The sequence below is a fragment of the Agromyces sp. PvR057 genome (assembly GCF_040547485.1).
Lineage (GTDB): Bacteria > Actinomycetota > Actinomycetes > Actinomycetales > Microbacteriaceae > Agromyces.
In genome coordinates this window covers 173,688-197,952 of the sequence record NZ_JBEPPT010000002.1, presented here as the reverse complement: position 1 = coordinate 197,952, position 24,265 = coordinate 173,688, and the positions used below count along the sequence as shown (strand labels likewise).

33 protein-coding genes and 1 pseudogene are annotated in these 24,265 nt (G+C 69.8%); 16 read left to right on the top strand and 18 right to left on the bottom strand.

Annotated features, from left to right (window positions below):
* Positions 1–8 precede the first annotated feature (8 nt).
* Together ABIC29_RS10175 and ABIC29_RS10170 are read left to right on the top strand one after the other, a co-directional pair.
* On the top strand, positions 9–509 hold the full coding sequence (locus tag ABIC29_RS10175; RefSeq protein ID WP_354245012.1) for a very short patch repair endonuclease: 501 nt from the start codon (positions 9–11) through the stop codon (positions 507–509).
* Positions 510–703: 194 nt separating this feature from the next.
* Positions 704–1,903 (top strand): restriction endonuclease, encoded by a 1,200-nt coding sequence (locus ABIC29_RS10170; RefSeq protein ID WP_354245009.1) that lies wholly within the window; start codon positions 704–706, stop codon positions 1,901–1,903.
* A 44-nt stretch (positions 1,904–1,947) separates the two neighbouring features.
* Here ABIC29_RS10170 and ABIC29_RS19010 read toward each other — a convergent pair whose 3' ends face one another.
* The 3 genes and pseudogenes from ABIC29_RS19010 to ABIC29_RS10160 all read right to left on the bottom strand — a co-directional run bounded on the left by ABIC29_RS19010 (position 1,948) and on the right by ABIC29_RS10160 (position 3,055).
* Positions 1,948–2,220 carry an ADP-ribosylglycohydrolase family protein gene (locus ABIC29_RS19010; RefSeq protein WP_502915484.1) on the bottom strand — a complete coding sequence of 91 codons (273 nt, stop codon included), beginning with the start codon at positions 2,218–2,220 and terminating at the stop codon, positions 1,948–1,950.
* Positions 2,221–2,257: 37 nt separating this feature from the next.
* A pseudogene (locus ABIC29_RS19005) lies at positions 2,258–2,518 on the bottom strand (ADP-ribosylglycohydrolase family protein); the annotation flags it as partial.
* A 36-nt stretch (positions 2,519–2,554) separates the two neighbouring features.
* The gene (locus ABIC29_RS10160; protein WP_354245004.1) at positions 2,555–3,055 is read right to left on the bottom strand and encodes a DUF6326 family protein; all 501 of its coding nucleotides are present in this window, start codon (positions 3,053–3,055) and stop codon (positions 2,555–2,557) included.
* Positions 3,056–3,245: 190 nt separating this feature from the next.
* On the opposite strand from ABIC29_RS10160, the gene ABIC29_RS10155 reads away from it, so the two are divergent.
* Positions 3,246–3,920: a TetR/AcrR family transcriptional regulator gene (locus ABIC29_RS10155; RefSeq protein WP_354245001.1), complete on the top strand. Its 675-nt coding sequence runs from the start codon at positions 3,246–3,248 to the stop codon at positions 3,918–3,920.
* A 19-nt stretch (positions 3,921–3,939) separates the two neighbouring features.
* On the opposite strand, the gene ABIC29_RS10150 is transcribed toward ABIC29_RS10155, so the two are convergent.
* Positions 3,940–4,347 carry a hypothetical protein gene (locus ABIC29_RS10150; RefSeq protein ID WP_354244998.1) on the bottom strand — a complete coding sequence of 136 codons (408 nt, stop codon included), beginning with the start codon at positions 4,345–4,347 and terminating at the stop codon, positions 3,940–3,942.
* Positions 4,348–4,649: 302 nt separating this feature from the next.
* Here ABIC29_RS10150 and ABIC29_RS10145 point away from each other — a divergent pair, with 302 nt between their 5' ends.
* Positions 4,650–5,771 (top strand): TM2 domain-containing protein, encoded by a 1,122-nt coding sequence (locus ABIC29_RS10145; protein WP_354244995.1) that lies wholly within the window; start codon positions 4,650–4,652, stop codon positions 5,769–5,771.
* Entirely contained in the window at positions 5,771–6,142 is a 372-nt protein-coding gene (locus ABIC29_RS10140) for a PH domain-containing protein (RefSeq protein ID WP_354244992.1), read from the top strand. Before ABIC29_RS10145 ends, ABIC29_RS10140 begins: the two co-directional genes overlap by 1 nt.
* Positions 6,143–6,222: 80 nt before the next feature.
* Here the strand turns inward: ABIC29_RS10140 and ABIC29_RS10135 are convergent, their stop codons facing one another.
* The 3 genes from ABIC29_RS10135 to ABIC29_RS10125 form a co-directional block, all read right to left on the bottom strand.
* A complete protein-coding gene (locus ABIC29_RS10135; RefSeq protein ID WP_157421723.1) occupies positions 6,223–6,399 on the bottom strand; it encodes a hypothetical protein in 177 nt (58 codons plus the stop codon).
* Positions 6,400–6,530: 131 nt separating this feature from the next.
* Entirely contained in the window at positions 6,531–6,899 is a 369-nt protein-coding gene (locus ABIC29_RS10130; protein WP_354244988.1) for a hypothetical protein, read from the bottom strand.
* A gap of 84 nt (positions 6,900–6,983) precedes the next feature.
* The gene (locus ABIC29_RS10125) at positions 6,984–7,943 is read right to left on the bottom strand and encodes a hypothetical protein (protein ID WP_354244985.1); all 960 of its coding nucleotides are present in this window, start codon (positions 7,941–7,943) and stop codon (positions 6,984–6,986) included.
* A 186-nt stretch (positions 7,944–8,129) separates the two neighbouring features.
* Here ABIC29_RS10125 and ABIC29_RS10120 point away from each other — a divergent pair, with 186 nt between their 5' ends.
* On the top strand, positions 8,130–8,363 hold the full coding sequence (locus ABIC29_RS10120; protein ID WP_055861903.1) for a FitA-like ribbon-helix-helix domain-containing protein: 234 nt from the start codon (positions 8,130–8,132) through the stop codon (positions 8,361–8,363).
* Between the two features lie 2 nt (positions 8,364–8,365).
* Entirely contained in the window at positions 8,366–8,767 is a 402-nt protein-coding gene (locus ABIC29_RS10115; RefSeq protein ID WP_354244982.1) for a type II toxin-antitoxin system VapC family toxin, read from the top strand.
* Positions 8,768–8,840: 73 nt separating this feature from the next.
* Here ABIC29_RS10115 and ABIC29_RS10110 read toward each other — a convergent pair whose 3' ends face one another.
* Genes ABIC29_RS10110 through ABIC29_RS10095 form a run of 3 tightly spaced genes read right to left on the bottom strand, consistent with a single transcriptional unit; the run spans position 8,841 to position 12,327 of the window.
* Positions 8,841–10,190, bottom strand: a complete 1,350-nt coding sequence (locus ABIC29_RS10110) for a hypothetical protein (RefSeq protein ID WP_354244979.1) — start codon at positions 10,188–10,190, stop codon at positions 8,841–8,843.
* A 42-nt stretch (positions 10,191–10,232) separates the two neighbouring features.
* A complete protein-coding gene (locus tag ABIC29_RS19000) occupies positions 10,233–11,081 on the bottom strand; it encodes a DUF2510 domain-containing protein (RefSeq protein WP_502915473.1) in 849 nt (282 codons plus the stop codon).
* A gap of 13 nt (positions 11,082–11,094) precedes the next feature.
* The gene (locus ABIC29_RS10095) at positions 11,095–12,327 is read right to left on the bottom strand and encodes a thermonuclease family protein (protein ID WP_354244976.1); all 1,233 of its coding nucleotides are present in this window, start codon (positions 12,325–12,327) and stop codon (positions 11,095–11,097) included.
* A gap of 344 nt (positions 12,328–12,671) precedes the next feature.
* Here ABIC29_RS10095 and ABIC29_RS10090 point away from each other — a divergent pair, with 344 nt between their 5' ends.
* Positions 12,672–13,166 (top strand): helix-turn-helix domain-containing protein, encoded by a 495-nt coding sequence (locus ABIC29_RS10090; protein WP_354244973.1) that lies wholly within the window; start codon positions 12,672–12,674, stop codon positions 13,164–13,166.
* Entirely contained in the window at positions 13,163–13,480 is a 318-nt protein-coding gene (locus ABIC29_RS10085) for a HepT-like ribonuclease domain-containing protein (protein ID WP_354244971.1), read from the top strand. The genes ABIC29_RS10090 and ABIC29_RS10085 overlap by 4 nt, the downstream gene beginning before the upstream one ends.
* A gap of 35 nt (positions 13,481–13,515) precedes the next feature.
* On the opposite strand, the gene ABIC29_RS10080 is transcribed toward ABIC29_RS10085, so the two are convergent.
* Together ABIC29_RS10080 and ABIC29_RS10075 are read right to left on the bottom strand one after the other, a co-directional pair.
* On the bottom strand, positions 13,516–14,925 hold the full coding sequence (locus tag ABIC29_RS10080; RefSeq protein ID WP_354244968.1) for an RNA polymerase sigma factor: 1,410 nt from the start codon (positions 14,923–14,925) through the stop codon (positions 13,516–13,518).
* Positions 14,907–15,290, bottom strand: a complete 384-nt coding sequence (locus ABIC29_RS10075; protein ID WP_354244965.1) for a YciI family protein — start codon at positions 15,288–15,290, stop codon at positions 14,907–14,909. The genes ABIC29_RS10080 and ABIC29_RS10075 overlap by 19 nt, the downstream gene beginning before the upstream one ends.
* Positions 15,291–15,572: 282 nt before the next feature.
* Between ABIC29_RS10075 and ABIC29_RS10070 the strand changes: the two genes are divergently transcribed.
* Entirely contained in the window at positions 15,573–15,743 is a 171-nt protein-coding gene (locus ABIC29_RS10070; protein ID WP_158551846.1) for a hypothetical protein, read from the top strand.
* Between the two features lie 64 nt (positions 15,744–15,807).
* Here the strand turns inward: ABIC29_RS10070 and ABIC29_RS10065 are convergent, their stop codons facing one another.
* The 3 genes from ABIC29_RS10065 to pnuC form a co-directional block, all read right to left on the bottom strand.
* The gene (locus ABIC29_RS10065; protein WP_354244962.1) at positions 15,808–16,806 is read right to left on the bottom strand and encodes an ADP-ribosylglycohydrolase family protein; all 999 of its coding nucleotides are present in this window, start codon (positions 16,804–16,806) and stop codon (positions 15,808–15,810) included.
* A 61-nt stretch (positions 16,807–16,867) separates the two neighbouring features.
* Positions 16,868–18,001, bottom strand: a complete 1,134-nt coding sequence (locus tag ABIC29_RS10060) for an AAA family ATPase (protein ID WP_354244959.1) — start codon at positions 17,999–18,001, stop codon at positions 16,868–16,870.
* A complete protein-coding gene (gene pnuC / locus ABIC29_RS10055) occupies positions 17,998–18,741 on the bottom strand; it encodes a nicotinamide riboside transporter PnuC (protein ID WP_116084364.1) in 744 nt (247 codons plus the stop codon). The genes ABIC29_RS10060 and pnuC overlap by 4 nt, the downstream gene beginning before the upstream one ends.
* A gap of 78 nt (positions 18,742–18,819) precedes the next feature.
* On the opposite strand from pnuC, the gene ABIC29_RS10050 reads away from it, so the two are divergent.
* On the top strand, positions 18,820–19,479 hold the full coding sequence (locus ABIC29_RS10050; protein ID WP_116084367.1) for an NUDIX hydrolase: 660 nt from the start codon (positions 18,820–18,822) through the stop codon (positions 19,477–19,479).
* Positions 19,476–19,808, top strand: a complete 333-nt coding sequence (locus ABIC29_RS10045) for a hypothetical protein (protein ID WP_354244955.1) — start codon at positions 19,476–19,478, stop codon at positions 19,806–19,808. Before ABIC29_RS10050 ends, ABIC29_RS10045 begins: the two co-directional genes overlap by 4 nt.
* Positions 19,809–19,837: 29 nt before the next feature.
* On the opposite strand, the gene ABIC29_RS10040 is transcribed toward ABIC29_RS10045, so the two are convergent.
* Complete coding sequence (locus ABIC29_RS10040) at positions 19,838–20,314, bottom strand: VOC family protein (RefSeq protein WP_354244952.1); 477 nt, start codon at positions 20,312–20,314, stop codon at positions 19,838–19,840.
* A 120-nt stretch (positions 20,315–20,434) separates the two neighbouring features.
* Entirely contained in the window at positions 20,435–20,902 is a 468-nt protein-coding gene (locus ABIC29_RS10035) for a pyridoxamine 5'-phosphate oxidase family protein (RefSeq protein ID WP_055861860.1), read from the bottom strand.
* Positions 20,903–21,014: 112 nt separating this feature from the next.
* Here ABIC29_RS10035 and ABIC29_RS10030 point away from each other — a divergent pair, with 112 nt between their 5' ends.
* The 3 genes from ABIC29_RS10030 (at position 21,015) to ABIC29_RS10020 (ending at position 22,224) form a co-directional block, all read left to right on the top strand.
* Positions 21,015–21,137, top strand: a complete 123-nt coding sequence (locus tag ABIC29_RS10030; protein WP_354244949.1) for a hypothetical protein — start codon at positions 21,015–21,017, stop codon at positions 21,135–21,137.
* 302 nt (positions 21,138–21,439) lie between these two features.
* Positions 21,440–21,691, top strand: coding sequence for a hypothetical protein (locus ABIC29_RS10025; protein WP_354244946.1), 252 nt, complete (start codon positions 21,440–21,442; stop codon positions 21,689–21,691).
* Positions 21,692–21,702: 11 nt separating this feature from the next.
* Positions 21,703–22,224, top strand: coding sequence for a hypothetical protein (locus ABIC29_RS10020; protein ID WP_354244943.1), 522 nt, complete (start codon positions 21,703–21,705; stop codon positions 22,222–22,224).
* 89 nt (positions 22,225–22,313) lie between these two features.
* Here ABIC29_RS10020 and ABIC29_RS10015 read toward each other — a convergent pair whose 3' ends face one another.
* Entirely contained in the window at positions 22,314–23,297 is a 984-nt protein-coding gene (locus ABIC29_RS10015) for an endonuclease/exonuclease/phosphatase family protein (protein ID WP_116084378.1), read from the bottom strand.
* Between the two features lie 108 nt (positions 23,298–23,405).
* Here ABIC29_RS10015 and ppk2 point away from each other — a divergent pair, with 108 nt between their 5' ends.
* Positions 23,406–24,221 carry a polyphosphate kinase 2 gene (ppk2, locus tag ABIC29_RS10010; protein WP_354244940.1) on the top strand — a complete coding sequence of 272 codons (816 nt, stop codon included), beginning with the start codon at positions 23,406–23,408 and terminating at the stop codon, positions 24,219–24,221.
* Positions 24,222–24,265 lie beyond the last annotated feature (44 nt).

The window sequence follows — 24,265 nt, the reverse complement described above, 5'->3', positions numbered from 1 at the left end:
AAGGGGGTGTGCAGCCCGTGTCCCTGCGAGAACATCCAGAACCGACGCCCAGCGCGCCGACCCCCGGTCGATCGCGCAACATGCGAGCGATCAAGCGTACCGACACAAGGCCCGAACGGGAGATTCGGTCTGAGCTCCATCGACGTGGGATGAGATTCCGAAAGGATCTCCGAATGCGGGTTGACGACGGGTTCGTGCGCCCGGACATCGTGTTCACCCGCCGTCGGATTGCGGTGTTCATCGATGGATGCTTCTGGCACTCGTGCCCGCTCCACGGAGGCTCTCCGTCAGTGAACACCAGCTACTGGGCACCCAAATTTGAGCGCACGCGGGAACGCGACCAAGACGCCAACAAGCTCCTCATCGGCGCCGGGTGGCAGGTAGTACGGATATGGGAGCATGTGCCGGTCCATGCCGCTGCCGATGCGCTCGAACATACGTTCGATCATAGTGGCCACAACAGACGAGAGGGTTGCGACTCTCCGGGGTCACTGACCGTCATCGAATGAGTGATCCATGTTCACCGCTACATGAGAGCCGTCGCGTCCTCCAAGCAGCCGGGCGTGGCCGCTCATTTATCAAGAGAGCATCACAACCCGGAACAACTCGAACACGGGCGCGCTAGCTAGATGCAGTCGCGGAACCCGAGCGCCTGGCAAGCTTCAAACCGACTAGCCGAATCTTGCGGCGGGGAGGGATTCACATGCCAGCGTCGATCTCCTTCGATAAATTGGCTTCTGCTGACCTGATTGTGGACGCTGTCTACGAAGGTGGGCGCATCGGAAATGCGTCAGATGACCCAATCGCACGGCTTCTACCGATCGGCAACTCCGGCGGCATACGTTATAAGGGCCCTGTCTCACGACCGATCGCTGTGGGATTGGTGACATCTGGGACAGATCCCGATTGGCCGGATTCGCTGAACCCGGAAGCTGGGACGCTCACATATTTCGGGGACAATAAGCGCGGCGGCAGGGAACTTCACGACACGCCCAGAGGTGGGAACGAACTGCTTCGGAATATCTTTGGGTGGGCTAACGGTTCCCTCTCCGATCGTGAACTTGTCCCACCCGTTTTTGCATTTGGTCGGACGGGAGAACACCGAGACCACCGGTTTCTCGGCCTCGCTGTGCCGGGCGCCTACGGACTTGCCCCTATCGACGAACTCGTAGGCATCTGGCGTTCGAGTGCGGGCACCCGCTATCAGAACTACCGCGCTGTCTTCACGATTCTCGATGCGGGAGTCATCCGCCGAAGTTGGATCGACTCGATCGCAGGCGGAACACCGGATTACGATCTGGCACCATCAGCATGGCTAGCGTGGTCATCTGGCGGTGCACCGGTCGCACTTCGAGCTCCGCAGACGACGGAAATCCGTTCACGCCGCGACCAAGAAGCCAGTACACCCTCGAAACGGGATCTGGTCGATGCGATCTACCATCACTTCAAGGACCGACCGCACGACTTCGAACACTTCGCCGCTCAATTGATCGAGCTATATCTTCCGAACGTTTCAGCCCTGCAAGTGACCCGGCCTAGCCGCGATGGCGGACGGGATGCTGTCGGCAAATACCGAATCGGGGTCGGCGCAAGCTCGATCGACATCGACTTCGCCGTTGAGGCGAAGTGCTACCGGCCGGGAAGCGGCGTCGGCGTTCGCGAGCTCTCTCGTCTAATCTCGCGGCTTCGACACCGCCAGTTTGGCGTGATCGTGACCACGAGCCATATCGACAGGCAGGCTTACTCGGAACTCAAGGAAGACGGGCATCCAATTGTCGTGCTAGCTGGAGGCGACATCGCAGATCTCATCCATTCTTCTGGTGTCGCCGCGGACGGAGGAATTGAGGCGTATCTGCAGTCATTTGCGCCGAGCTACAAGCGATCGTCGGAGGACCGCTCGTAGTGGTCTACGCACCTCCGCCGAGGCACGATCCGGGCGGCCCTCGCCTAGTTTGACGACTGGCCGGCTACTGAGTCTTGGGCGAGCCGTGCCAAGTCGTCGGCCCGCAGCCCTGGCCAGCCGTGCAGCTCGCGGCGCCACAACTCCGGCACGGCCGATCCGCCCCGCTTCGGGCCGGCGACCGAGCCGGCGATCGCGGCGACGGTGTCCGCGTCGTTGCCGCAGCGCGCGGCGCTCGAGGGTCTGTTGCAGGCCCTCGCCGGCCAGCTCCGCGTGGCGGATCGCCGACCCAGGCGGCCTGCATCGCTGCGACGACCCATCCGTTCGATCCGAGGATGTCGCGGGCTGGGTGCGCTCGGCGACGTCGATGAACTCGTGCCAGCGGGCGCGGCGCTCCACGAGCAGGGCATCGATCGCGGTGCGCAGGCCGTACGAGCCCGTGCGGATCGCGTGCCGGATCGCAAGCGACCAGATGACGCAGGCGTCACCGGCATCCATCTCGAAATGGGTGAGCTCGCTCACCCGGCGGGCCGCGTCGGCGAGCGTCTGTTCCGGACCGTCGACGTCCTTGGCGTCGGCCGCCCAGTACTTCCACGCGCCCGCGACGCGGCCGAGCACCGCGGCATCCGACAGTGAGTCGCCGCGCGCGGACACCTACTGCCGAAGGTCCTGTCGCAGGCGGTCGGCCGTCGCGACATCCGCAGTGTCGGAGTGCGTTCGGGGCCAGGTCCAGGCGGAGCGCAGGATGAAGGCCAGGAGCAGCACCTCGATTCCGATGGAGAGGCCGTAGAAGAAGGCCCACTCCCAGGTCGCTCCTGCCGCGTTGAACACCGAGTAGGGGATGTAGAGCGATGCGACGACGAGGTTCGTGGCGCGGTTCAACCGGGCGGGCAGCGTCATGGAGAGCACCACCATCAGGGCCGGGATCGCCACGGATGCGAGCATGACGGTCAATAACGTCGAGCTGACGTCGAACCTCCAGACGAGGCCATCGAGGATGCCGTCGACGACGCCGGGCTTGTAGAAGTTGAGGATGTCGACGTAGACGTACAGGAACATGAAGCTGGTCCAGGCGGCGGCGAGCTTGGCCCGCACGGGGACCGGCGGGTCGGCGAGCAGGTGCGGGGCGTTCGTGGTGTTCGTTCGGATGGTCATCGGTTCATCTTTCGAGAGGAGCGGTGCCTCCGCCGGAGTGGCGGAGGGTCTGGGCGTGCAGGCGCGACTCGCTGAATTGCCCGCCCGCTTTGTCGTACACCGTACTCGTACGCTGTACGACGAGTAGTACACCGTACTATGGTCCTGCGCTGGAGGATTGTCAAGCGTCGTTGAGCGAGCGAGGAGTTCCGTGTCTGCGAACGAAGAACGCCAGGTCGCGTCAGACGCGGGGCTGAGCAAGCAGCGAGTGGTGGCCGAGGCGATCCGGCTCGCCGACCGCGACGGAGTCGACGGGCTGAGCATGCGCCGGCTCGCCGGCTCGCTCGGCGCGGGCGCGATGTCGCTCTACCACTACGTGGCGAACAAGGACGAGCTGCTCGACGCCATGATCGACGTCGTGTTCGAGGAGATCGAACCGCCGCCCGCGCAGATTGACTGGCAGTCGGCGATGCGCCGGGAGGCGGTATCGACCCAACGGGTTCTCGCGCAACATCCGTGGGCGACCAGCCTGATGGAGTCACGGACGACGCCGGGGCCCGCGAACCTCCACCACCGCGAGGCGGTCACCGCCTGCCTGCGACGGGCCGGCTTCTCGGTGCTGATGGCGACGCACGCCAACTGGATGATCAACAGCTATGTCTACGGGTACGCCCTGCAGGCGGCCAGCCTGCCGTTCGACACCGCCGACGAGCTCGCCGACATGACCGAGGGCGTCTACCTGCCCCAACTTCCTCCTGCCGAGTTCCCGTACCTCAACGAGTCCGCCGCGGAGCTCGTCGCCGTCGGATACGACCCTTCGGAGGAGTTCATCTTCGGCCTCGACCTCGTGCTCGCCGCGCTCGAGCCGCTGAGAGACTCCGTGTAGGGACGGCCACTCGGTCGGTCTAACGAGCACCCGGAACGGAACGCGGCCGCCGGTCGCGGAGCGCCGCGCGACGCTCGTCGAGCGCGACGATGCGCGCGCGGATCGTCACGAGCAGGGCCGCGACCCTCCGCCGGTGGTGGGCCTCGATCAGGCCGTCGACCTCGAGGGCTCGAGCTCGCACGGCGAGGTCCCGCGCCTTCGTGACGGTGTCGCGGCGCCAGGCCTGGTACTGGTCGTCACCGCGACCGGCGAGCCGCTCGAAGCGGTCGTCGATGAGCGCGAGCCGCAGCTCGAGGGCGTTGATGTCGTCGAGCAGGCGCGCTCGGTCGGCATTGCGCGCCGCCGTGGAGAAGCCGAGGTTGATCGCCGCGCGGGCCGCGCGGGCCGCGCCTGCCGTTGTCGCCGCGAGGTGAGAGTCCGAACCCATGAAGTGTCCTTGCCGACTCCAGCCGATGGCCGAAGATCACGACGCTAGATGCGACCACCGACATCTGCGCGCGGGCATGTCGAGACGGGCGTGACCCCCGGAGTGGGGGTCACTGGCGTGCTGCCCAGCAACGGCGCGGATGTCGCGGCCACGGCGCGACGCGAAACGCGATCTCTCGCCAGCGAACGGCATCCGGTGTCACTCGTCATCGCTAGCTTTCAGGAGGCTCCCAGTCGGGAGCCACTCCACGCTCAGCAGCATCACAGCTCTTCAGACCCACCGTTCCACCGAGAGGCCGGCTCATGTCAGATCCCACCAATCCCCCCAGTCCTCCGGCGCAGCCGCCGGTGCCCCCGCAGCCGTACGGCGCCGCGCCGACCCCGCCGCCGCCCGCAGCGCCCGCGGCCTACGGCAGCGCGCCGTACGGCGCAGCACCTCAGGCATACGGCGCGCCCGCGGCATCCGTCGGTCAGAAGTCGTTCATCGCGACGTGGCTGTTCGCGTGGCTCCTCGGATTCTGGGGCGTCGACCGCTTCTACCTCGGCAAGGTCGGCACGGGCATCGCGAAGCTGCTCACGCTCGGCGGGCTCGGCGTGTGGGTGCTCGTCGACCTGATCCTCGTACTCGCGGGCGCCCAGCGCGACATCCGCGGTCAGCGCCTCGAGGGCTACGACCAGCACAAGAAGGTCGCCTGGATCGTCACCGGCGCCGTCATCGCCCTTGGCATCGTAATCAACATCATCAGCGGCGCGACGGCGGGGGCACGCCTGGCATCGGATGTCGCAGACGCGCCGACTGCGGTCGTCGCAGGAGCGGATGCCGCAGCCGACGCCGAGACGACCGAAGCCGAGGCACCGGCCGAACCCGTTGTGACGGTGCAGACCTGGGCCGATGAGGCATTCGGCACCTTCGCGCCCGCCACGCAGACGGGCGCGGGCGACACGCTGATCACGCTGCCCGCCACGGCCGGCATCGTCACCGCCACCCACGACGGATCGGCGAACTTCGCGATCAGCGTGCTCGATGCCGCCAACGGCTCGACCGGCGAGCTGCCCGTCAACACCATCGGTGCGTACTCGGGCACGACGGCCTACGGGTTCAACTCCTACTCGGAGCCCGCCACCCTGGAGGTCATGGCCGACGGCAACTGGTCCATCACGATCTCACCCGTCTCGTCTGCGCCCACGCTCGCCTCGTCGGGAACCGGCGACGCGGTGTTCCTCTACGACGGTGGGGCCGCGGGGCTGACCGCGACCCATTCCGGTTCGGCGAACTTCGTCATCATCGAAGAGACCGCCGACGCCTTCAGCATGGGCCTGCTCGTCAACGAGATCGGCGCCTACTCGGGCACCGTGCCGCTGAGTGCCGGCCCGTCGGCCATCTCGGTGCAGGCCGACGGCTCGTGGACACTGGCGGTGGGCTGATGGAAACCGCACCCATCCTCGCCTGGACCCTGCAGACCGAGATCGCCGTGCCCGCCGACGTGCAGAGCCTGCTCGTCGAGGGCGAGCAGGCTGTCGCGTCGTTCAAGACGTTCCGCGATTCCGCGACGTTCACCACGAAGCGGCTGATCGTGCGTGACGCGCAGGGCATCACCGGCAAGAAAGTGGAGATCACGTCGCTCCCGTACAGCTCGATCCACATGTGGTCGAGCGAGAACGCCGGAGGCGTGCTCGACCGCGACGCCGAGATCGAGCTCTGGACGAAGGCCGGGCACATCAAGGTGAAGCTCAAGCGGGGCGCCGACATTCGGCGCATCGACAGCCTGCTCGCGTGGGCGGTGCTGCAGCACTGAGACTGCGGGCGTGCCTGGCCGCGGGTGCGGGCGAACTGCTCGTGCCCGCGGCATCCGCCTATCCCACGCGGCGGGAAGCCCTAGTCGCCGTCGATCCCCCCGCCGATGTCGCCCGCCTCGGCTGCCGACGGCTCGCTCTCCGCGGCCGCCTCGGCGGTCGACGTGTCGAGCGAGCCTCCAGCGCGCAGGTTGGCCGCTTCCATCGCCCGCTCGATCGCGAGATCCACATCCGATCCGAGTTCGTCTCGATCGCTCATCCGCACATCCCCTCTCCGACGCCCACCCTAGGTTCGGATGCGCGCGAGCGTCCAGCATCAGGGGGCGCAGCAGGACGAGCGGATGCCGCGGCATCCGCTCGTCGTTTTGCAGCTCGCACCGCGGGGCATGACTACGCGCCGATGAACGACCAGATCAGGCAGAGCCCGCCTGAGACCACGAAGATCACCCACGACGGATGCCGCCACCGCGTGTAGACGATCGGCAGCAGGGCGCAGAGCAGCAGCATGCCGCCGATGGAGCCCACGATCGCCTGCGGCGACGCGTCGAAGCCAAAGAGCGCGAGGGCGACGCCGATCGCGATCGCCAGCAGCGAGGTGACGTGCCACGCGAAGCGGATCGTTCCGGCGGCGACGGCGCGGCCGCCCTTCATGGGCGGCAGTTCATCACGCTCGAGCAGCCACCCGACGACGTACCGCTCGCCCAGGATCGAGTGACCGATTCCGAGCAGGACCATGAGCACACCGGCGATCAGGAGCATAGACGCGAGGGTAGCGACTCGGACGCCCTGCGCGTGGTCGGCCAGCAGGCGCGTGCGCACCGAGCCGCGCCGCGGCGAGCGGGATCAGGCCCACGACATGCGGCGAGGCCGCGACTCGGCACGGCTCGGCGCCCGGAGCCTGTCGAGATCTCGGCGTGCGAGCTGCACGGATTCGCTCGCTAGCGACGCGACCCGTCGGGTCATCGCGAGCATCCGGTCTCCGTGGCGCTCACCGGACGCCGTCACCGTGCTCGTCACCGAAGCGCCGAGGCAGAGGCCGAGGTCGATGCGGGTGCGCTCGGCCTCGGCCAGTCGCGTCAGGGCCTCGTCGCCGATGCATCCCGGATGGGCGGTCACAGTGTCACGGGCGATGCCGAGCTTGCGGTCGGCGTCTTGAATCGCGCGCTGCAGGAGGCTCGCGGGCGACATCGTGCGCCTCGAGCGGGTCTCGCGCTCGCGGACCGCAGTCATCGCGGCATCCAGTGCCGATCGCGCTGCGCGCAGTCGGTTCAGGTGGGCTTGCGCGTCGGTGTCGGCATCGGCGCTGCCGCTGACGCCGGCGTCGACTGGTGGGAGGATGACGAGCCGGTCGACCGTGTCACGAGCGATCAGGATGCCGGCGCGCTCGCGCGCGACATCCGCTCGGATCTCCACGACGACGACCCCAGCGCGCCGTGCCCGCGCGACCCGGTCGGCGAGGGTCGAAGTCAGCGCCCCGAGCACGTGCTCGGCCCATTCGCACAACCGCAGGATGAGCACGTAGCGCGCCCGCACCTCGTCGGGCGTGCCAGGCATCGCGTCGTGGTTGAGCCGGTTCAGTCGGAACGCGTCGGTCAGGTGCCGGCGCGCCGCGGCGATCACGGCGGCCGCTGCCTCGGTCGACTCGGCACCCAGCTCGGCCTCGGCGAAGTCGAGCTCTTCGGATGCGACGCGGATGCCCTCGTCGGCGGCGAGCAGGGCGGATGCAGCCCGCTTCGCCAGCTCAGCGTCGTGGGCTTGGAGTTCTTGCGCATCGTGCTTGCGCCAGACCAAGAACCCGGCCATGCGTCGATCCTAGGTTCGCGGGTCGCGCGGGCGCCATGGTGGAGAGCACTCCTCAACACGATCCCGGCGAGCCGGCGAGCTCACACCGACGATGGATCCCGGGCCGCGAACGATCCGCGGCTGTACGTTCGACGAGTCGATCAACCACTGCATGCGTAATGCATGCATCGCTGCTAGCTTGGAGAAATGCCGGTGAACATCACGATCCGTGCCGTACCCGACGAGGTGCGCGATGAACTCGCCGCGCGCGCCAGGCGCTCCGGTCGCTCGCTCCAGGAGTACCTGACCGCCACCCTGACCCGCATCGCCAGCACGCCCTCGCCCGACGACGCGCTCGCCCGGATCCAGGAACACGCTCGGGCGTACCCGGCAATATCGACCACCGACATCCTCGACGCCCGTGCCGAGGATCGGCGCTGAGATTGCCGGTCGCTCCCGAACGCATCGTCATCGACGCGTCGTCGATGTGCGCGTTGTTGATATCCGCCGACGCGCCCGAACATGCGCGCGTGCGAGGTGCGCAACTCCTCGCGCCGAGCGTGCTCCCCTACGAAGTGGCGAACGTGCTGCGACGGCTCTCCAGCGCCGGGCGACTCGCAGACGCTCAGGCCGACCAGGCGTTCACCGATTTCGTAGACCTCGCGGTCGAACTCTGGGACTGGGCGCTCCTCGGCGAGCGCACCTGGCGCCTTCGGCACAACCTGTCGAGCTACGACGCCGCGTACGTCGCCCTGGCCGAACTCACCGACGCAACGCTGCTGACACGCGACGCGCGCCTGGCCCGTGCACCGGGCACCCATTGCCGCGTCGTCGTGTTCGACTGAACGGCCGGCCCCGCAGTCCAACGGGCTCGCAACCATGACGGATGCCGCGGCATCCGCTCGACCGGCGACGAGGTCAGTCGAACATGCCGTCGAGGACGCTGCCGATGACGAGGCCGCCGAGGATGCCACCCATGAGGTCATTGCCGCCGCCGCCGCGGCGACCGCCGCCCCAGCCGCCGCCCCACTGGTCGGGGCCCTGCTGCGGGCGTGACTGGTCGATGTCCCGCTGGGCGAGCTGGAGGGCCTCGCCCGCGAGGTAGGCGACGCGGCGGGCCATCGCCATGGCCTGTTCGCGGTGGTCTTCGTCGATGACGCTGAGCGTGGCCGCCGGCGCGCCGAGGAAGCGGTCGAGGTCGATGCGCACCCGCTCGGCCTCGGCCAGGCGGGTGCGGGCGTCGGCGCCGATCCATCCGCGGTGGCCGGCGATGACGTCGCGAGCGACCGCGAACTGGCGGTCGGCGTCGTCGACGGCGTGGTGCACGTGCTCGATCGGCGGGATCGGGCGCGCCGCGCGCTCGCGGGCGGCGGCGATGGCGGCATCCAGCCCCGCGTTCGCCTCGCGAAGGCGGCCGAGCTGCGAGAACGGGTCGGTGTTGACGCCGGCCGGCGGAAGGGCCGCGAGGGCAGACCGCAGCTCGGACATCGCGGCGGTGACGACGGGCGTCTGCGGCTCGGTGAGCGCGACGGTGAGGTCGCCGCGGGAGTCCTCGACGATCGCCGCGAGCGTGGCCTCGGCCCGCAGCGCCTCGACCTCGAAGGTCTCGACGGCTTCGAGCAGGGTGCCTGCGCGGCGCACGGATTCGGTCGCGGCCTCGAGTGCGAGGTTGGCCTGCTCGCGCTGCCCGGCCTCGCGCCGGCGCTCGGCCACGCCCGCGCTGTGCTCGGCGAATCCGAGGAGCTGGTCGGCCTCGCGGGGGTTGGACTCGACCCGGGCCATCGCCTCGGGGGCGTAGCGCGCGGCGAGGCGCTCGATGGTCTCGCGCGCCTGGGGAACGAGGGCGCGCAAGCGCGCGACATCCGCTCGCACCGAAGCGATGATCTCGGGGGCGCGGCGGGCACGCTCGATGGTCGCTGACAGCGCCGACATCCGCTCGTCGAGCAGGTCTTCGGCCCACTCGCACAGCTGCACGATGCGGGCGTTGCGCGTGCGGAGCTCTTCGGCCGTGTCGGGGATCTCGTCGTGGTTCAGCTGGTTCAGCCGGAACGCCTCGCCCAGGTGCTCCTTCACCGCGACGAGCGCGGTGGCCAGGTCGGTGGTCGCGTCGCGTCCGAGCTCGGCCTCGGCGAAGACGAGCTCGTCGGCCGTGACGCGCACGCGCTCGTCGGCGGCGACCAGCGCGATCTTCGCCCGCTGCGCGAGGGTGGCGTCTTGCGCCGCGAGTTCGGCTGTCTCACGCTTGCGTTTGCCCCAGAATCCGGCCATAGGTTCGATCCTAGGGGCGGGGATGGGAGGCGGCTGAAGGCCCTACTCCGCGGCGACCGGGATCATCAGCGACTGGCCATCGAGATCAATGGTCACCGTTTCCAGAGACGCTCCAGAGGGAACGTCGAACAGGAGCGAGAACGTCGTCGACGACTCCGCCGGAATAGTCACAGCGAAGTACTCGGCGCCGATGTGGCTCGCAACGTTTGCCGAGATCGTTTCGCCACCGAACTCCGCCTCGATGTCCTCCGAGAACACGACGTCCGCCTTGTTGGCGCCGTTGAGGACGACGACGTCGACCGAGCAGAACTCGCCCTTCGGCGTTCCCGCGAGCGGATCGGCGACTTTCGAAAGCGCGCAAGTCGTCTCAAGGACCTCCGCCGTTGCTACGGTCGCATCACCCCCGTCAGCCGAAGACGACACGTCGCCGGACGACTGTTCCACGCCGGCAGATTGTTCGGAGCCCGCAGACGTACTCGAGCTTTCGTTCGCCAGATTGAGAAGTACCGCGAGGCCCAGTAGTGCTCCAACGGCGCCGAGGCTGGCACCCCAAACAGAGAGAGCTGTCGGTCGGACTCGCCGGAGACCGATCGCAACGCAAACCGTTCCCGCCAGCGCGAGCAGGAACCCAACGCCAGGGATCCAACAGAGGAGCAGTCCTGCGAGCCCCAGAAGGAATCCGAACTTGATGCTTGCCGGTGGCGATGCGAGGTCAGCTGCAGACGCTGCGCGACCGATCGGATCAGGTTTCGGGGCGAGCGGCGCTGACGGGGTCATCGGCGCGTAGTGAGCGGTCCACGTACTGCCATCCCAGTAGCGCAGACGCCCGCTACCGTCGCCGTACCAACCGGCCGGTGCCGGTGGCTTCTGCTTGGAATCCCTAGCTGACATAGTTGGTGCCCGATCAGCAGGGGATCGGCGCGAACGATCGGCCCTTGGAGTCGATCATCCCGGTGCCGTTGTAATTGCGGCAGCCGGTGTACGTCGACCCGCCGCCGTCGTTCGAACCGCCGCCACCTGAGCTCGAGCCGGAGTCTGAGTCGGAGTCGGAGTCGGAGCTACTCGCCTGCTGTTGCGCCTGCTCGGCCGCAGCACGTTGTGCAGCTTCGTCGGCCGCGACGCGGGCGGCCTCCTGCTCGGCCGCGACTCGGGCCGCCTCCTGCTCCGCGGCGATGCGTGCAGCCTCCGCGACCCTGGCCGCCTCGCGGTCCGCGGCCGCCTTCGTGGCTGCCGTGCGAGCCGACGCGGCATTCTCACCTGCGAGGAGCCGAGCCTTCTTCGTCGCCTTCGCCTTCTTCTTCGCGGCAGCCTTCTCCTTCGCGGTCGGCTTCGTCGACGCCGCGGTCTTCTTCACCGCCTGCCTCTCCGCTTTCCTGTCTGCCTTCGCAGCCGGGCTGATCTCATCGACGGACCGGTCGATGCGCTTCATCGCCTTCGATCGCACTGCGTCAATGGGATCCGCGAACTGACGGTACGACGTCGACCGAAGCCACGACATGGCATCGAGGCCGTCTTCGGCGACGTCGGCAGCTTCGAGAATCACGGATGCCGCGACGATCGTCTCAGCGAGTCCGACCGTGTCCTTCGGAAGCGGCGTTGCCGCCTTGGTCGCCTGCTGCTCGAGGCTCTTCACCAGCGCCGCGGGCGTGCAGTCGAGCGCCGGGTTCCACATGCCGGCTTCCGTCGACTCGGCGATCTGCTGCGCCTCGGTCACAGCGGGGAGGAACCGCTTGTTGTCGCCGAAGTAGGCGCGAGCGCCGAGGCCCTGGAGTGCCAACTGCTCCTCGACGAACTGTCCGCTCGCGTTCGTCACAGCAGCGAGGGTGCGACCGTACCGGTCGACCTTCGCGACGTCGTAGTCGAGCGTGACGTCCGAGCCTGCAGGAAGCAGTGTATTCAGCGCGTTGGTGGCTTCGACCGCGAGGCATTCAGCGGGCTTGCCGCCATGTGCGAGCTCCGGTGTATCGATGTTGAGCAGGCGAATCCTGGTGACCAGGTCCCCTGTGCGCACATCGACCGTGTCGCCGTCGATGACCCGCTCGACCGTGGCGTGCTCGATCGTGCCTTGCTCAGCGGCATCCGCTCGCTGCGTTCCGACCGCCACGGCCCCGGCGGCCAAGCTGGCGACGGCGAGCATGCCGGTCAGGGCAAGGGCGATCGAACGGATGCGGCGGGCACGCGAATGCGCAGCGGTGGGCAGGGGTATCACGACAACTCCGGGGTGAAAGAGAAGACATCACCCGAATGCGGGGATGAAGAGATCGAGCGAGACATGGCGCTCGATCGTGAGGTTATCTCGACTCACTGGGAAGGTACTGGGACAGATGACCCACATGGCTCCTCTTTCGTTGCAGAGTTTCCGCAGGGAGGACGCCGAATCTTGGAGGCGCGCTCCACGCAGGACTGCCTGATCGCGCCAGTTCTCCGTCGCACGAAGGGACAACGATCGTCAATATTGACGATCCGCGATAGAGTGGCCACATGATCCTTGCCGCCGAGCTCCTTCAAGACGCACGACGCCGGAGCGGACTGACGCAGGCGGAGCTCGCTCGCCGCGCCGGGCTCACGCAGAGCGTCATCAGTGCGTACGAGAACGGCCATCGCGACCCGTCGTTCACCACGCTGCAGCGAGTGATCTCCGCGACGGGATTCATGCTCGAGCCGATGCTCGTCCCTCGGCCGAAGCGTTCTGCGCTGGCGGAGGTGCGGTCGCATGCGGCCGACCTGAGGGCGGCCCTCTCGCCACTCGGCGCCCTCGACATCCGCATCTTCGGCAGCGTCGCCCGTGGCGATGAGACCGACGAGAGCGACGTCGATCTGCTCGTCGAACTCGCATCCGACGTGGGCGTGTTCAACCTGCTGCGCATGCAGGAGGCGGCCGAGCAACTTCTCGGGCGGTCGGTCGACATCGTCCCATCCACTGGAATCAAGCCCGATGCGGTCGAACGCATCACGCACGAAGCGGTCCCGCTGTGAGTCGCAACGAGCGGGATCGCCTCGAAGACATCGCCGTCGCGTGCGGGGTCATCAGCGAGTACATCACCCGCACAGATATCGACGAACCGATCGTGTTCGATGCGATCCGCGTGCGGCTGATCGAGATCGGCGAGGCGGTCAAGGACCTCAGCACGGAGACGATCGCGAGCGAGCCGGAGATCCCATGGGCGATGATCGCCCGTATGCGCGATCTTCTGGTGCACCGCTATTTCGACACGACGCACGCGATCATCACGACAACCGCGCGCGCCGACGTGCCGCGCCTTGGGGCGGCGGTCAGACGTCTGCGTTAAGACGATGTGACGCATGTTGAGCGGCGAGGCGCGGATCAGTCCGCGCGTCCGGTGGCCTCGTCGCGCCGGGCGAGCAGGTGGGCACGCACGGCTTCGTCGTCAGTGAGTTCGGCGGCACGGGCGAAGGCGTCGGATGCCTCGGGCGCGCGACCTGCGCGAGCGAGGAGGTCGGCGCGGGCGGCCCACCAGGGCTGGAACGTCGACGCGTCGGCCTCGGGCGGGAGCGCGGCGAGTCCTGCATCGGGGCCGTCGATGCGTCCGATCACCGCCGCGAGCGCGACCCTCGCGCCGAGGCTCGGGGCGACGCCGTTCAGCGCGAGGTAGAGGGTGCGCAGCGCCGCCCAGTCGGTGACGCCCATGCGGCGGCGGTCGCAGTGCACGGCCTCGATCGCGGCCTCGAGCTGGAAGCGGCCCGGCGGTCGCCCCGGCGCGGAGGCGCGGCGGAGGTACTCCCCGCCCTCGGCGATCAGCGCAGCATCCCACGTCGTCGGGTCCTGCTCGTCGAGCGGGATGAACGGGCGCGATGCGGCCGCGGGCGCGCCGGCGCCGGCCTCGTGGTCGACCCGCGACCCGCGCCGCGCGAGCGACAGCGTCACGAGCGACGCGAGTCCCCACGCCTCCGTCTCGTGCTCGAGCAGGGCGGCGAGGGTCACCGCGAGGTACTGCGCCTCGCCGGCCATCGAGTCGGGGGCGTCGGCGGGGGCGCGCCACGTGATGGCGTGGCATCCGTAGACCGCCTCGAGCACGGCGGGCAGGCGTTCGGGCATCGCGCGACGGTCGGGCACCGCGAACGGGATGCGCGCATCACGGATGCGTCGCTTCGCCCGCACGAGCCGCTGCGCCATCGCCGCCGGCGGCACGGCGAACGCGGTGGCGATCTGCGCGGACTCGAATCCGAGCACGACCTGCAACATGAGCGGCGTGCGCACGGCGGCGTCGATCGCCGGGTGGGCGCAGACGAACAGCAGCTCGAGCCGCTTGTCGCCGATCGCGAACGGGTCGAGATCGGCCAGCGGGTCGACGGATGCCGCACCCGCCGACGCGACGGCGTCCGGCCTCGCACGGGGCGCAACATCCGACCCTGCGGACCCGGCGTTCGAGCGGGCCGCACCGGCGTCGTCGTCGAGCGGCGCGGTGAGCCGGCGCTCGGCCGACTTCCACGCGTCGCGCTGGCGATTGCGAGCCACGGTCAACAGCCACCCCTCGGGATTGTCGGGCACACCGGCATCCGGCCACGTCTTGAGCGCCTGCTCGAAGGCGCCGGCGAGGGCGTCCTCGGCGAGCGCGAGGTCACCGGTCGACGCCGCGAGCAGCGCGACCAGCCGGCCGTACGACACGCGGGCCGCCAGTTCGACGGATGCCGCGGCCGCCGCCGGGTCGGGTGTCCCGGCCGCCCGTGCGTCGTCGGCGTCGTCGGCCTCGGCATTCACCCGTTGGCGGTCCACACACCGTCGACCGTGTGGACGGCACCCGGGCGCACCTCGACACCACCCGCGCCGTAGTCCATCGACGGCGCCTGCTTCGCCCACTCGATCGCGGTGTCGAGGTCGGGCACGTCGATCACGAACGTGCCGCCGAGCTGGTCCTTCGTGTCGGCGAAGGGGCCGTCCTGCACCTGGACGGTGCCGCCGTCGGCGCGCAGGGTCGTCGTGCTCGACGACGGTTGCAGCACCTCGGCGCCCAGCAGCACGCCCGCGGAGTGCAGCGTCGCCGCGTAGGACGAGAAGGCCTCCTGACCCTCGGCGAGCGCCTCGGGGCCGAGGTCGTCGGCCGTCATCTCGGGATAGTGCAGCAGCAGCGTGTAACGCATCTGGTCCTCCTTCGGCCCGATCCAGCGACAGGGTACTCGCGCACCGGCGTCGCCGCCCGGGTCATCTCTCGTCGTCGCTCCCGTGGGAGTCGGCCCCATGTCGGCCTCGGCCGTTTCCGGCCTTCACAGTGATGACGACCGAGCAGGAGGTCGATCGACAGCGGCCTCCTCTTGGGCGTGTGCCTGCCGATAGTCCGGCACTCCGGCACTCCGGCACTCCGGGCACCGATTCTCACGGCGTATGTCTTCCACCGCGTGGGCTGACTCGGCTGTTGAGGAGGAGTGCAGCCGGCCGCTCCATCCGCACCCGCGAACGCGATCGGCCTCGTGCTGGGCGTCGGCGCCGGGCTGGGGTTCGCGTGGCAATCGGCGAGCTACCTCGTGCGGGTCATCCGCAAGCGGCCGCGGCGCTTGCAGGTCACACGACAGAACGGGTTCGACACGGGCGTGTGACCTCGAGCGGATGCCGCGGGCGAACGTCTCGGGGGTTGCCGAACGCGTTCCGGCGGCGCGTGAATCACACGTCAGTGTCGCGGCTCCCCCGTCGCACGGCGAGCGCGGCCGACCGCTCGAGGTCGTCCGCACGCAGCCCGGGCCAGCCGTGCAGCTCGGCGCGCCAGGCTGCGGGCACCGCCGAGCCGCCCCACTTCGCGCCGGCGAGCGAGCCGGCGATCGCCGCGACCGTGTCGGTGTCGTTGCCGCACCGCACCGCGCGCTCGAGCGTCTGCTGCAGGCCCTCGCCGGCGACCTCGGCGTGATGGATCGCCGACCACGCCGCCTGCATGGCCGCCACGACCCATCCGTTCGATCCGGGGATGTCGCGGGGCTGCGTCTGCTCGGCGACGTCGAGGAACCCGTGCCAACGAGTCCGGCGCTCCTCGGGCAGCGCATCGACGGGCGTGCGCACGTCGTAGGCGCCGGTGCGGATCGCGTGCCGGATCGCGAGCGACCAGATGACGCAGGCGTCGCCGGCATCCGTCTCGTAGTGCGTGAGTTGGCTCACCCGGCGGGCCGCGTCGGCCAGCGCCCGTTCCACGCCTGCATCATCGCCGAGGAAGCCGAGCGCGACCGGGCCGGTGCGCATGAGCGAGCCGTTGCCGGCCGAGCGTCCGGTCGAGTCGTGCACGCGCTTCGCGGCCGCACGCACGTCGTCCTCGCTCACCTCGAAGGGGTCGACCGACCGGAACGTCGTCTGCCCGAGCACCTGGCGGGTCTGGATGCCGACGTCCTTGGCATCGACTGCCCAGTGCTTCCACGCACCGGCGATGCGGGCGAGCACCGCGGCATCCGTCAGCGAGTCGCCGCGCGAGAGCGCCTCGAGGATGGGAACGGCCATCGAGGTGTCGTCGGTCCACTCCCCGAGCTCCCACGGGCCGCCCGCCGTGAACACGACCGGCACGTCGTCGGGCAGCGACGGCTTGAACTCGTACGGCGCACCGAGGGCGTCGCCGGCCGCCGAGCCGAGCACGGCGCCGATCGCGCGGTCCATGAGGGTCGGGGTGGATTCGAACGACATGCTGACTCCTTGCTCTCGACTGCTTCGATCCTCGACGGGCTCTCGCGCTCCCCGAGCCGCGTCACCCGGCCGCCACGAGCGCCGTGCGGTCGGCCCACTCGGGCGACGCGAACGTCGAGTTGCGCGACCAGAGCGCGTCGACGAGCCGCACCGCGTAGCGCAGGCGCTCCTCGTGCGAGCCGCTCATGAGCACCCATGAGTGCCCGCGGCGGGTCAGCTCGTCGATGAACCATCCGTTCATCTCGGCCCGGATGTGCTCGCCGTCGCGCCAGCCGTCCTGCTCGAACGCGACGCCCTCGTGGTCGGTCACGAGGTACACGTCGCGGCGCGGCAGCTCGGTGGTGCCGAATCGGCGCGTCGCATCCGACGTCGAGCCGACGTAGCGCCGCTCCCACAGCTCGGTCGCGAGGGCATCCGTGTCGGCGATGACGAGCGGGCACGCGAGCGCCGCCGCGTTCTCGAGCGCGTTCTGCCGCTCGGCGATGCGCGCGAAGTGCTCGGGCAGCCAGACCAGGTCGTCCATCGACACCGGGCGCCCCGCCGCTGCCTCGGTCTCGGCGTGCAGCTCGTAGGTGAACTCGCGCCCGTACTCGGGCACGAACGGCATCCGCCCGAAGCCGCGCGCCCGGTAGTGCTCGACGAGCGCCGAGGTGAGCGTCGTCGTGCCCGTCGACTCGGCGCCCACCACGATGACGCGCGTCGCGAGATCCAGTCGAGCGGATGTCGCGACCTGCCCCCAGCGGCCCACGAGGTCGTCGCGGGCGGCCGTTCCACTGATCGGATAGCGCGTGCGGGCCGCGTCGAACGCCCGGTGCCCGGCGCCGAGGCGTGCGGCGAGCTCGGCACCGTAGTGCTCCGACGAGAAGACCGTCGTGGGCGCCGGCCGACCTGCCGCCGAGAGGGCTGCCTCGATGAGCACGACGTTCGCGCGCCACGCGATATCGCTGCCGTACTCGACGGGCGCGTCGCACGGGACCTCGACGAGGGTCACGTTGCCGAGCCCCGCCGGGTCGGCCGCGATCTCCTCCCGCAGCCAGGCGGCCCGCCGCTCGAGCGGGATCGACTCGAAGACGGTTCCCATGATGACGACCGTCACGAGCTCCGACTCGGCGGCCGCGAGGCGCAGCAGCGCCAGGTGCCCCTCGTGCAGCGGGTAGAACTTGCCGATCACGAGGCCGTGCGGCTCGCGGGTCATGCGCGGGCCTCTGCGGTGGCTTCGGCATCCGTCGTGCGAGCGGTGGCTGCGGCATCCGCTGGGCTGTTGCCCTCGCCACCTGCCCGACCGGCCCGGTACTCGCGCGTCCATCGCGTGAGGCCGTAGACGCAGAGCGCGAGGAACCCCGTATAGAGGAGTGCCGTGAGCCAGAGCCCCTTGACCAGGTACAGCGGGATCGAGACGAGGTCGACGGCGATCCAGATCCACCACTGCTCGAGCAGCTTCTTCGCCTGCCCCCACGTCGCGAACAGCGAGAACGCGAGGATGAACGCGTCGGGCCACGGCACCTGCGAGTTCGTCTCGGCGGCGAGCAGGTAGCCGACCGCGACGGTCGCGATCAGGGCGATGGCGCTGCCCACGACGAGTTCGCGCCGGGTCGCCCGCCGAATGGGCAGAGCGGATGCCGCGCCGGCCGCGCCGCCCTCACCGACCCCCTCGACCCCGCCGCGCCGACGACGCGACCACTGCACCCACCCGTAGACGCCGAGCACGCCGAACGCGATCTGCAGCGCGGCATCCGCATAGAGCCCGACGCCCGCGAAGAGCAGCAGGAACGCGAGGTTGTTCACGATGCCGAGCGGCCAGTTCAGGATGCTGCCGCGCGCGACGGCCCACACGCAGAGCGCGCCGGTGAGGAAGCCGATGGCCTCGACGACCGAGACGGGCTGGTCGGCGATCGAGAAGAGCTGCGACTGCAGCAGGTCGGTGAGGGCGTCCATGTCGGCCCCTTTCGGTTATTAGCGCACATTCGCGCGAATCGGTGTTGACAGTTTGCGCAGATCTGCTTGAATCGTCAAGTGACCACGCGCGACTCGCAGGGCAGGGCCCTCACCGACTACCCGAGGCCGTCGGTCGCGGTCGACACGGCCGTGCTCACGGTACCCCCGGGCGGCCCGCTCAGCGTGATCGCGGTCACGGGCGACGGCGACCTGCGGCTGCCCGGCACGTTCCTGCACGAGGGCGAGACGCTCGCCGACGCGGTCGCCCGCTCGCTCGCGGAGAAGGCCGGCATCACCGGCATCCGTCCCGTGCAGCTGCACGTGTTCGACGCCCCCGGTCGCGACGACCGCGGCTGGGTGCTGTCGGTCGCCCACCTCGCCCCGGTGCGGATGTCGCGCCTCGACGCCGAGACGCGGGCCGACCCCGCCCGCGCGCAGACCGAGCTGCTGCCCGTCGCGGCGCTGCCGTCGATGCCGTTCGACCACAACGCCATCGTCGAGCTCGCCGTCGCGGAGCTGCGTGCGCGCTACGCCGAGCGCCCTGACCCCTTCGGGCTGCTGCCCGAGGCGACGTTCACGATCCGCGAGCTGCACGAGCTGCACGAGGCCGTCGCGGGCCACCCGCTGCCGCGCGACACGTTCCGACGCCTGATGGAGCCGCAGCTCGAGCCGACCGGATCCCTGGCCCGCGGCACGGTCGGCAAGCCCGCCCGCGAGTTCACGAGGAGCGCCGCATGACGAGCGTTCCGGCGCCGGCCCCGCGCAAGCCCGGGAGTCGCGTGCGCACCGTGCTGCTGCGCCTGATCCCGCTCGCCGTGGTGCTGCTCGTGCTCGGCGGGTTCATCGCCAGCACGTCCGTGCCGATGGGCACCGTCACCGAGTGCATCGTCACCGGCCACGGCGTCGAGCCCGGCGGCAAGGGCTTCGACTCGCTCATCGTCGAGTCGACCTGCGGCGACTTCCACACGAGCATGCCGAAGTCCGCGTTCACGATCGGCGACCAGTACTCCTTCGAGCTGCGCGGCATCCACAAGCCCAACATCGTCGACGCGACCCGCACGGGCTGAGCGCAAGGTCCTGGTGCGCTGGACCCGCCTCAGTGCCGCGCGGCGATGGCGTCGAAGACGGGCATCTCGAGCTTCGTCATCTGCAGCATCGCGGCGAAGAGCTCCTGCTTCAGGGCGGTATCGGTCGTGGTCATCAGCTCGGTGAATCCGCGTGGGACGAGCTGCCACGAGAGGCCGAAGCGGTCGGTGAGCCATCCGCACTGGCTCGGTTCGCCGCCGTCGGCGAGGAGCGCGTTCCAGAGGCGGTCGACCTCGGCCTGGTCGTCGACCTCGAGCTTGATCGACACGACCGGCGTGAGCGCGACATCCGGACCGCCCGAGATCAGCTGGAACCTCGCGCCGGCGACCGTGAAGTCGACGGCGAGCGGCTCGCCCGCCCGCTCGGAGTCGGCCGGCCAGCGGTCGACGTTCAGCACCGCGGAGTCGGGCACGAGCGAGGCGTAGAACTCGGCCATCTCGTCGAGCGGCCCCTCGACGAGCAGGCAGGTCATCGTGGTCGTCGGCATGGGAAGCTCCTTCGCGGTCGGTGGGTCAGACGCTAGCCGCGACATCCGACAACCGGAAGGGGCGCGGGAACGGCGTGCCGCGGCATCCGCGCAGCAAGGCCCGACTCAGGAGACGGCGACTCAGTAGACGGCGACGCGGTCCTCGCGCTCGTCGAGCACCCAGAGGTGCGACGCGACCGCACGGTACAGGCGATGGGGTGCCGCGCCGCTCACGCTCCCCTCCGCCCACGGACGCAGGCCGGATGCCGCGCATCCCGCGTTGTACACCGCGAGCGCGCCTTCGAGCGCATCGTCGGGAACCTGCTCGGCGAGCGCCTCGGCGTAGACGGCCGTCGCATCGCCGACGGGCGTCGTCGTGTCGAACACGGCGAGCGCGACCTCAGCGCGTGCCGCGATGTTCTCGGAGTGACGACGGGTCGGGCGCGACACCCAGACGAACTCGCGCAGGTCTCGCACGGCGAACCACACCGGGGTCGCCCACGGGCGGCCTGCGGCGTCCGCGGTGGCGAGGGTCAGGTAGGCGTTCGCGTCGAGGAGCTGCCGGGCGGAGTTCGCCACGGGCGACGAGGATGCATCGGTGGTGACCATACTCATGGCTACCAGATGGCCGCGCGGTCCCTTCCGAGCCGGGCGGTGCGGCGTCGGCTTCCGACCGCACTCACAGCTGCAGCCGCGCGAGCATGGCCGCGATCAGCGCATCGTGCTGCTCGTCGCGGGCATCGGCATCTGCCTGCTCGCGGTCGGTCCGTGGCGGGCGCTGCGGTCGCCGTGGCTCTGGGCGGGCGTCGGGGTCGTCGTCGTCGCGCTGCCGAACCTCCCGTAACAGGTCGCGAACGACCTGCCGCAGCTGCGCATGGGCTGCGCTGGCCGACGACACCGACGGCGCCGGGCGCCTGCTCACGCTGCCCTTCCTGTTCCTGCTCGCCGGGCCGCCGCTGGTGGCGATCTGGGTGGCCGGACTCGTCGGGCTGTTCCGCCGGCCGGCCTGGCGGCCCATCCGGCTGTTCGCCGTGGCGTTCGCCGTCGTGGTGCTCGCGACGGCTCGCGCACCTCAGCTGAGCGGCGCTTGCCCGCCCTGTCAACTGATCATTGACATCATCGTTTGCGTCAACTTACAGTTGACGTATGGTCGAACGAACGAAACGACACCGCCCGACGGCATGGTCGGCCGGCTACGGCCTGATCGCCGTCGGAATCATCCTCAACACGATCGGCATCGCCGTGCTCGACGGATTCGCAGGCGGGCTCGTCGTCGGCGCAGGCGTCGCCATCACGCTGCTCGGCGTCGTCCGCCTCGCCGCAACCGCGGGATGGCTGCGCTCGCGCAACGGCGAGCGCGGAGACTGGTGGCTGCCCAGCCGGGACGACGAGCGGTGAGCGTCCGCGACATGGTCACGCGCGCGATCCTCGACGCCGCAGGTGTCGAGCCCGACGAGAGCCGCCACCTCGAACCCGCCGAACACCTCGCGCTCATCCGCACCAGCGCCGAAGCCGAGGGCGAGGTGCGCGCCATCCTGCGCCAGGCCGTCGAATCGGCGCGCGCCGGCGGCGTCAGCTGGGCCGCGATCGGTGCCGAGCTGGGCATGTCCCGGCAGGCCGCGCAGCAGCGCTTCGGCGACGCCTCGCAGCCCGACGCCGCAGCCGACGACGACGACGAGTACCGCTGGCTCGGCCCGGTGACCGCGTTCGACGAGATGGCCGAGCTCGAGCTCGCCGGGCGCGCCGGCTGGCACACCGTCGAGGCCGGCCTGCTGCGCCACCGCATGGTGCGCACGGACACGCAGTGGGAGACGAAGCGCCTCATCTGGCGCGGCCCATCGCGCCGCGACGAGGCCGAGGGCTGGGTCGTCGGCTCGACGATGTTCCCGTGGGCGTACCTCGTGCGCGACCGCGGCATCCCCGCCGAGTAGCGGGCAACGACGCAACAACGCAACAACGCAACAACGAGACAGAGCCAAGAGCTACCGGGCGACAGTCGACGGCCGACGCAGCCCGAGCGCTACTCAAGGTTCAGCGTCGCGATCACGGCGAGGTGGTCGCCGCCCCCTGCCGGCACGGAGGTGTTCGACACGACGTCCATGCCGCGCTGGAACACGTGGTCGAGGCGCACGACCGGCGCCGCGGCCGGCCAGGTGAATCCGAAACCGCCGTCGCTCTGGTTCGCCTCCGACAGCTGCGCCGTGACGTCGGCGAGCGCCCGATCCGACGACCCGGCGTTGAAGTCGCCGACCGCGACGACCCGGTCGTTCTCGTCGCGCTCCAGGTGGTCGGCGAGGTTCGCGAGCATGGCGTCGCGTTCGTCGTGCCCGGTCGGTCGAGCGGATGCCGCGTGCACGACGTAGATGCTCACGGGCCCGCTCGGCGTCTCGAGGTCGGCGGCCAGCCCGCGCTTCCAGCCGAGCCCGAGGTCGAGCATCTGGGCGTTCTCGATGGGGAAGACGCTCCAGACGCCGACCGTCCCGACCCCGTAGCGATAGGGGTAGCTCTCGTCGAGCACCGCCCCGGCGTCGGCACGGGACTCGGCGTCCATCTCCTGCAGCGCGACCACGTCGGCACCGGTGGCGGCCAGGGCCGCAGCCGAGGCGGCGGCGGTGCCGGAGCCCGCCTCGACGTTCTGGCTCGCCACGGTCAGGCGCGCGTCGGATGCGGGAGCCGCCGTCCACGACAGCGGCAGGATCGACGGCACGAACATGGCGCTCCAGACGAGCGCAGCGAGCACGGCGGCAGCGATCGCCGCCCGACCCCTCGCGACGAGCGCGCCGACGAGCAGCAGTGGCACCGCGAGCCCGAACCAGGGCAGCGCGGTGTCGACGATGAGACCGAGGCCCGCGACATCCGGAACCATCGTGTGCAACGCCAGCAGGAGCACGACCGCCGCGCCGAGCAGTGCGGTGGCCCGGGCGAGCCCGACCCGTCTCCTCCGAAGCGGACGCGGCGACGAGGAGCCGCCCGAGGGGGCCTCCAGCGGTGCGAGCACGGTCATCAGGCCATTCTCCCGATGGAAGCTGTGCGACCACTCCACCTCGCTGTCGGCCGCGCCGCGGCATCCGCTCGATGCATCGCCCCTAGGCTTCAGCGCAGGAGGTTCACGATGACCGAGCGGATGCCGAAGAAGCTGTACGAACGCGAGCTGAAGGACCTGCAGGCGAAGCTCGTCGACATGCAGGCGTGGGTGCAGGAGTCCGGCGCGCGCGTCGTCGTGATCTTCGAGGGGCGGGATGCCGCGGGCAAGGGCTCCACGATCAAGCGCGTCTCCGAGTACCTCAACCCGCGCGTCACGCGCGTCGTCGCGCTGCCGACGCCGAGCGTGCGCGACAAGACGCGCTGGTACTTCCAGCGGTACGTGCCGCACCTGCCGGCGGCGGGCGAGATCGTGCTCATGGACCGCTCCTGGTACAACCGTGCGGGCGTGGAGCGCGTCATGGGCTACTGCACCAACGAGGAGTACCACCGGTTCCTGCACCAGGCGCCGATCTTCGAGCGGATGCTGGTCGAAGACGGCATCATCCTGCTGAAGTACTGGTTCAGCGTGTCCGACGTCGTGCAGGAGGAGCGGTTCCGCTCGCGCCTCGAGGACCCGATGCGGCGCTGGAAGCTCAGCCCCAACGACGTGCTCTCGATCACGAAGTGGGAGGACTACTCGCGCGCGAAGGACGCGATGTTCGCGAACACCGACATCTCCGAAGCGCCCTGGTACGAGATCGAGAGCGACGACAAGCGCCGCTCGCGCATCAACATGATCGCCCACCTGCTCTCGAAGATCCCGTATCAGCCGGTCGAGCGCGAGACGATCGAGATCCCGCCCCGTCCGGCGTCCGGCGGGTACGAGCGCCCGCCCCGCGAGTGGGCGAACCTCGTGCCCGACCACGCTGCCGCGGTCATCGAGGCAGCCGACGCCAAGGACTGAGACGCGCGATGCCGGTTCCGCCTCGTCGTCGAGGCTGAACCGGC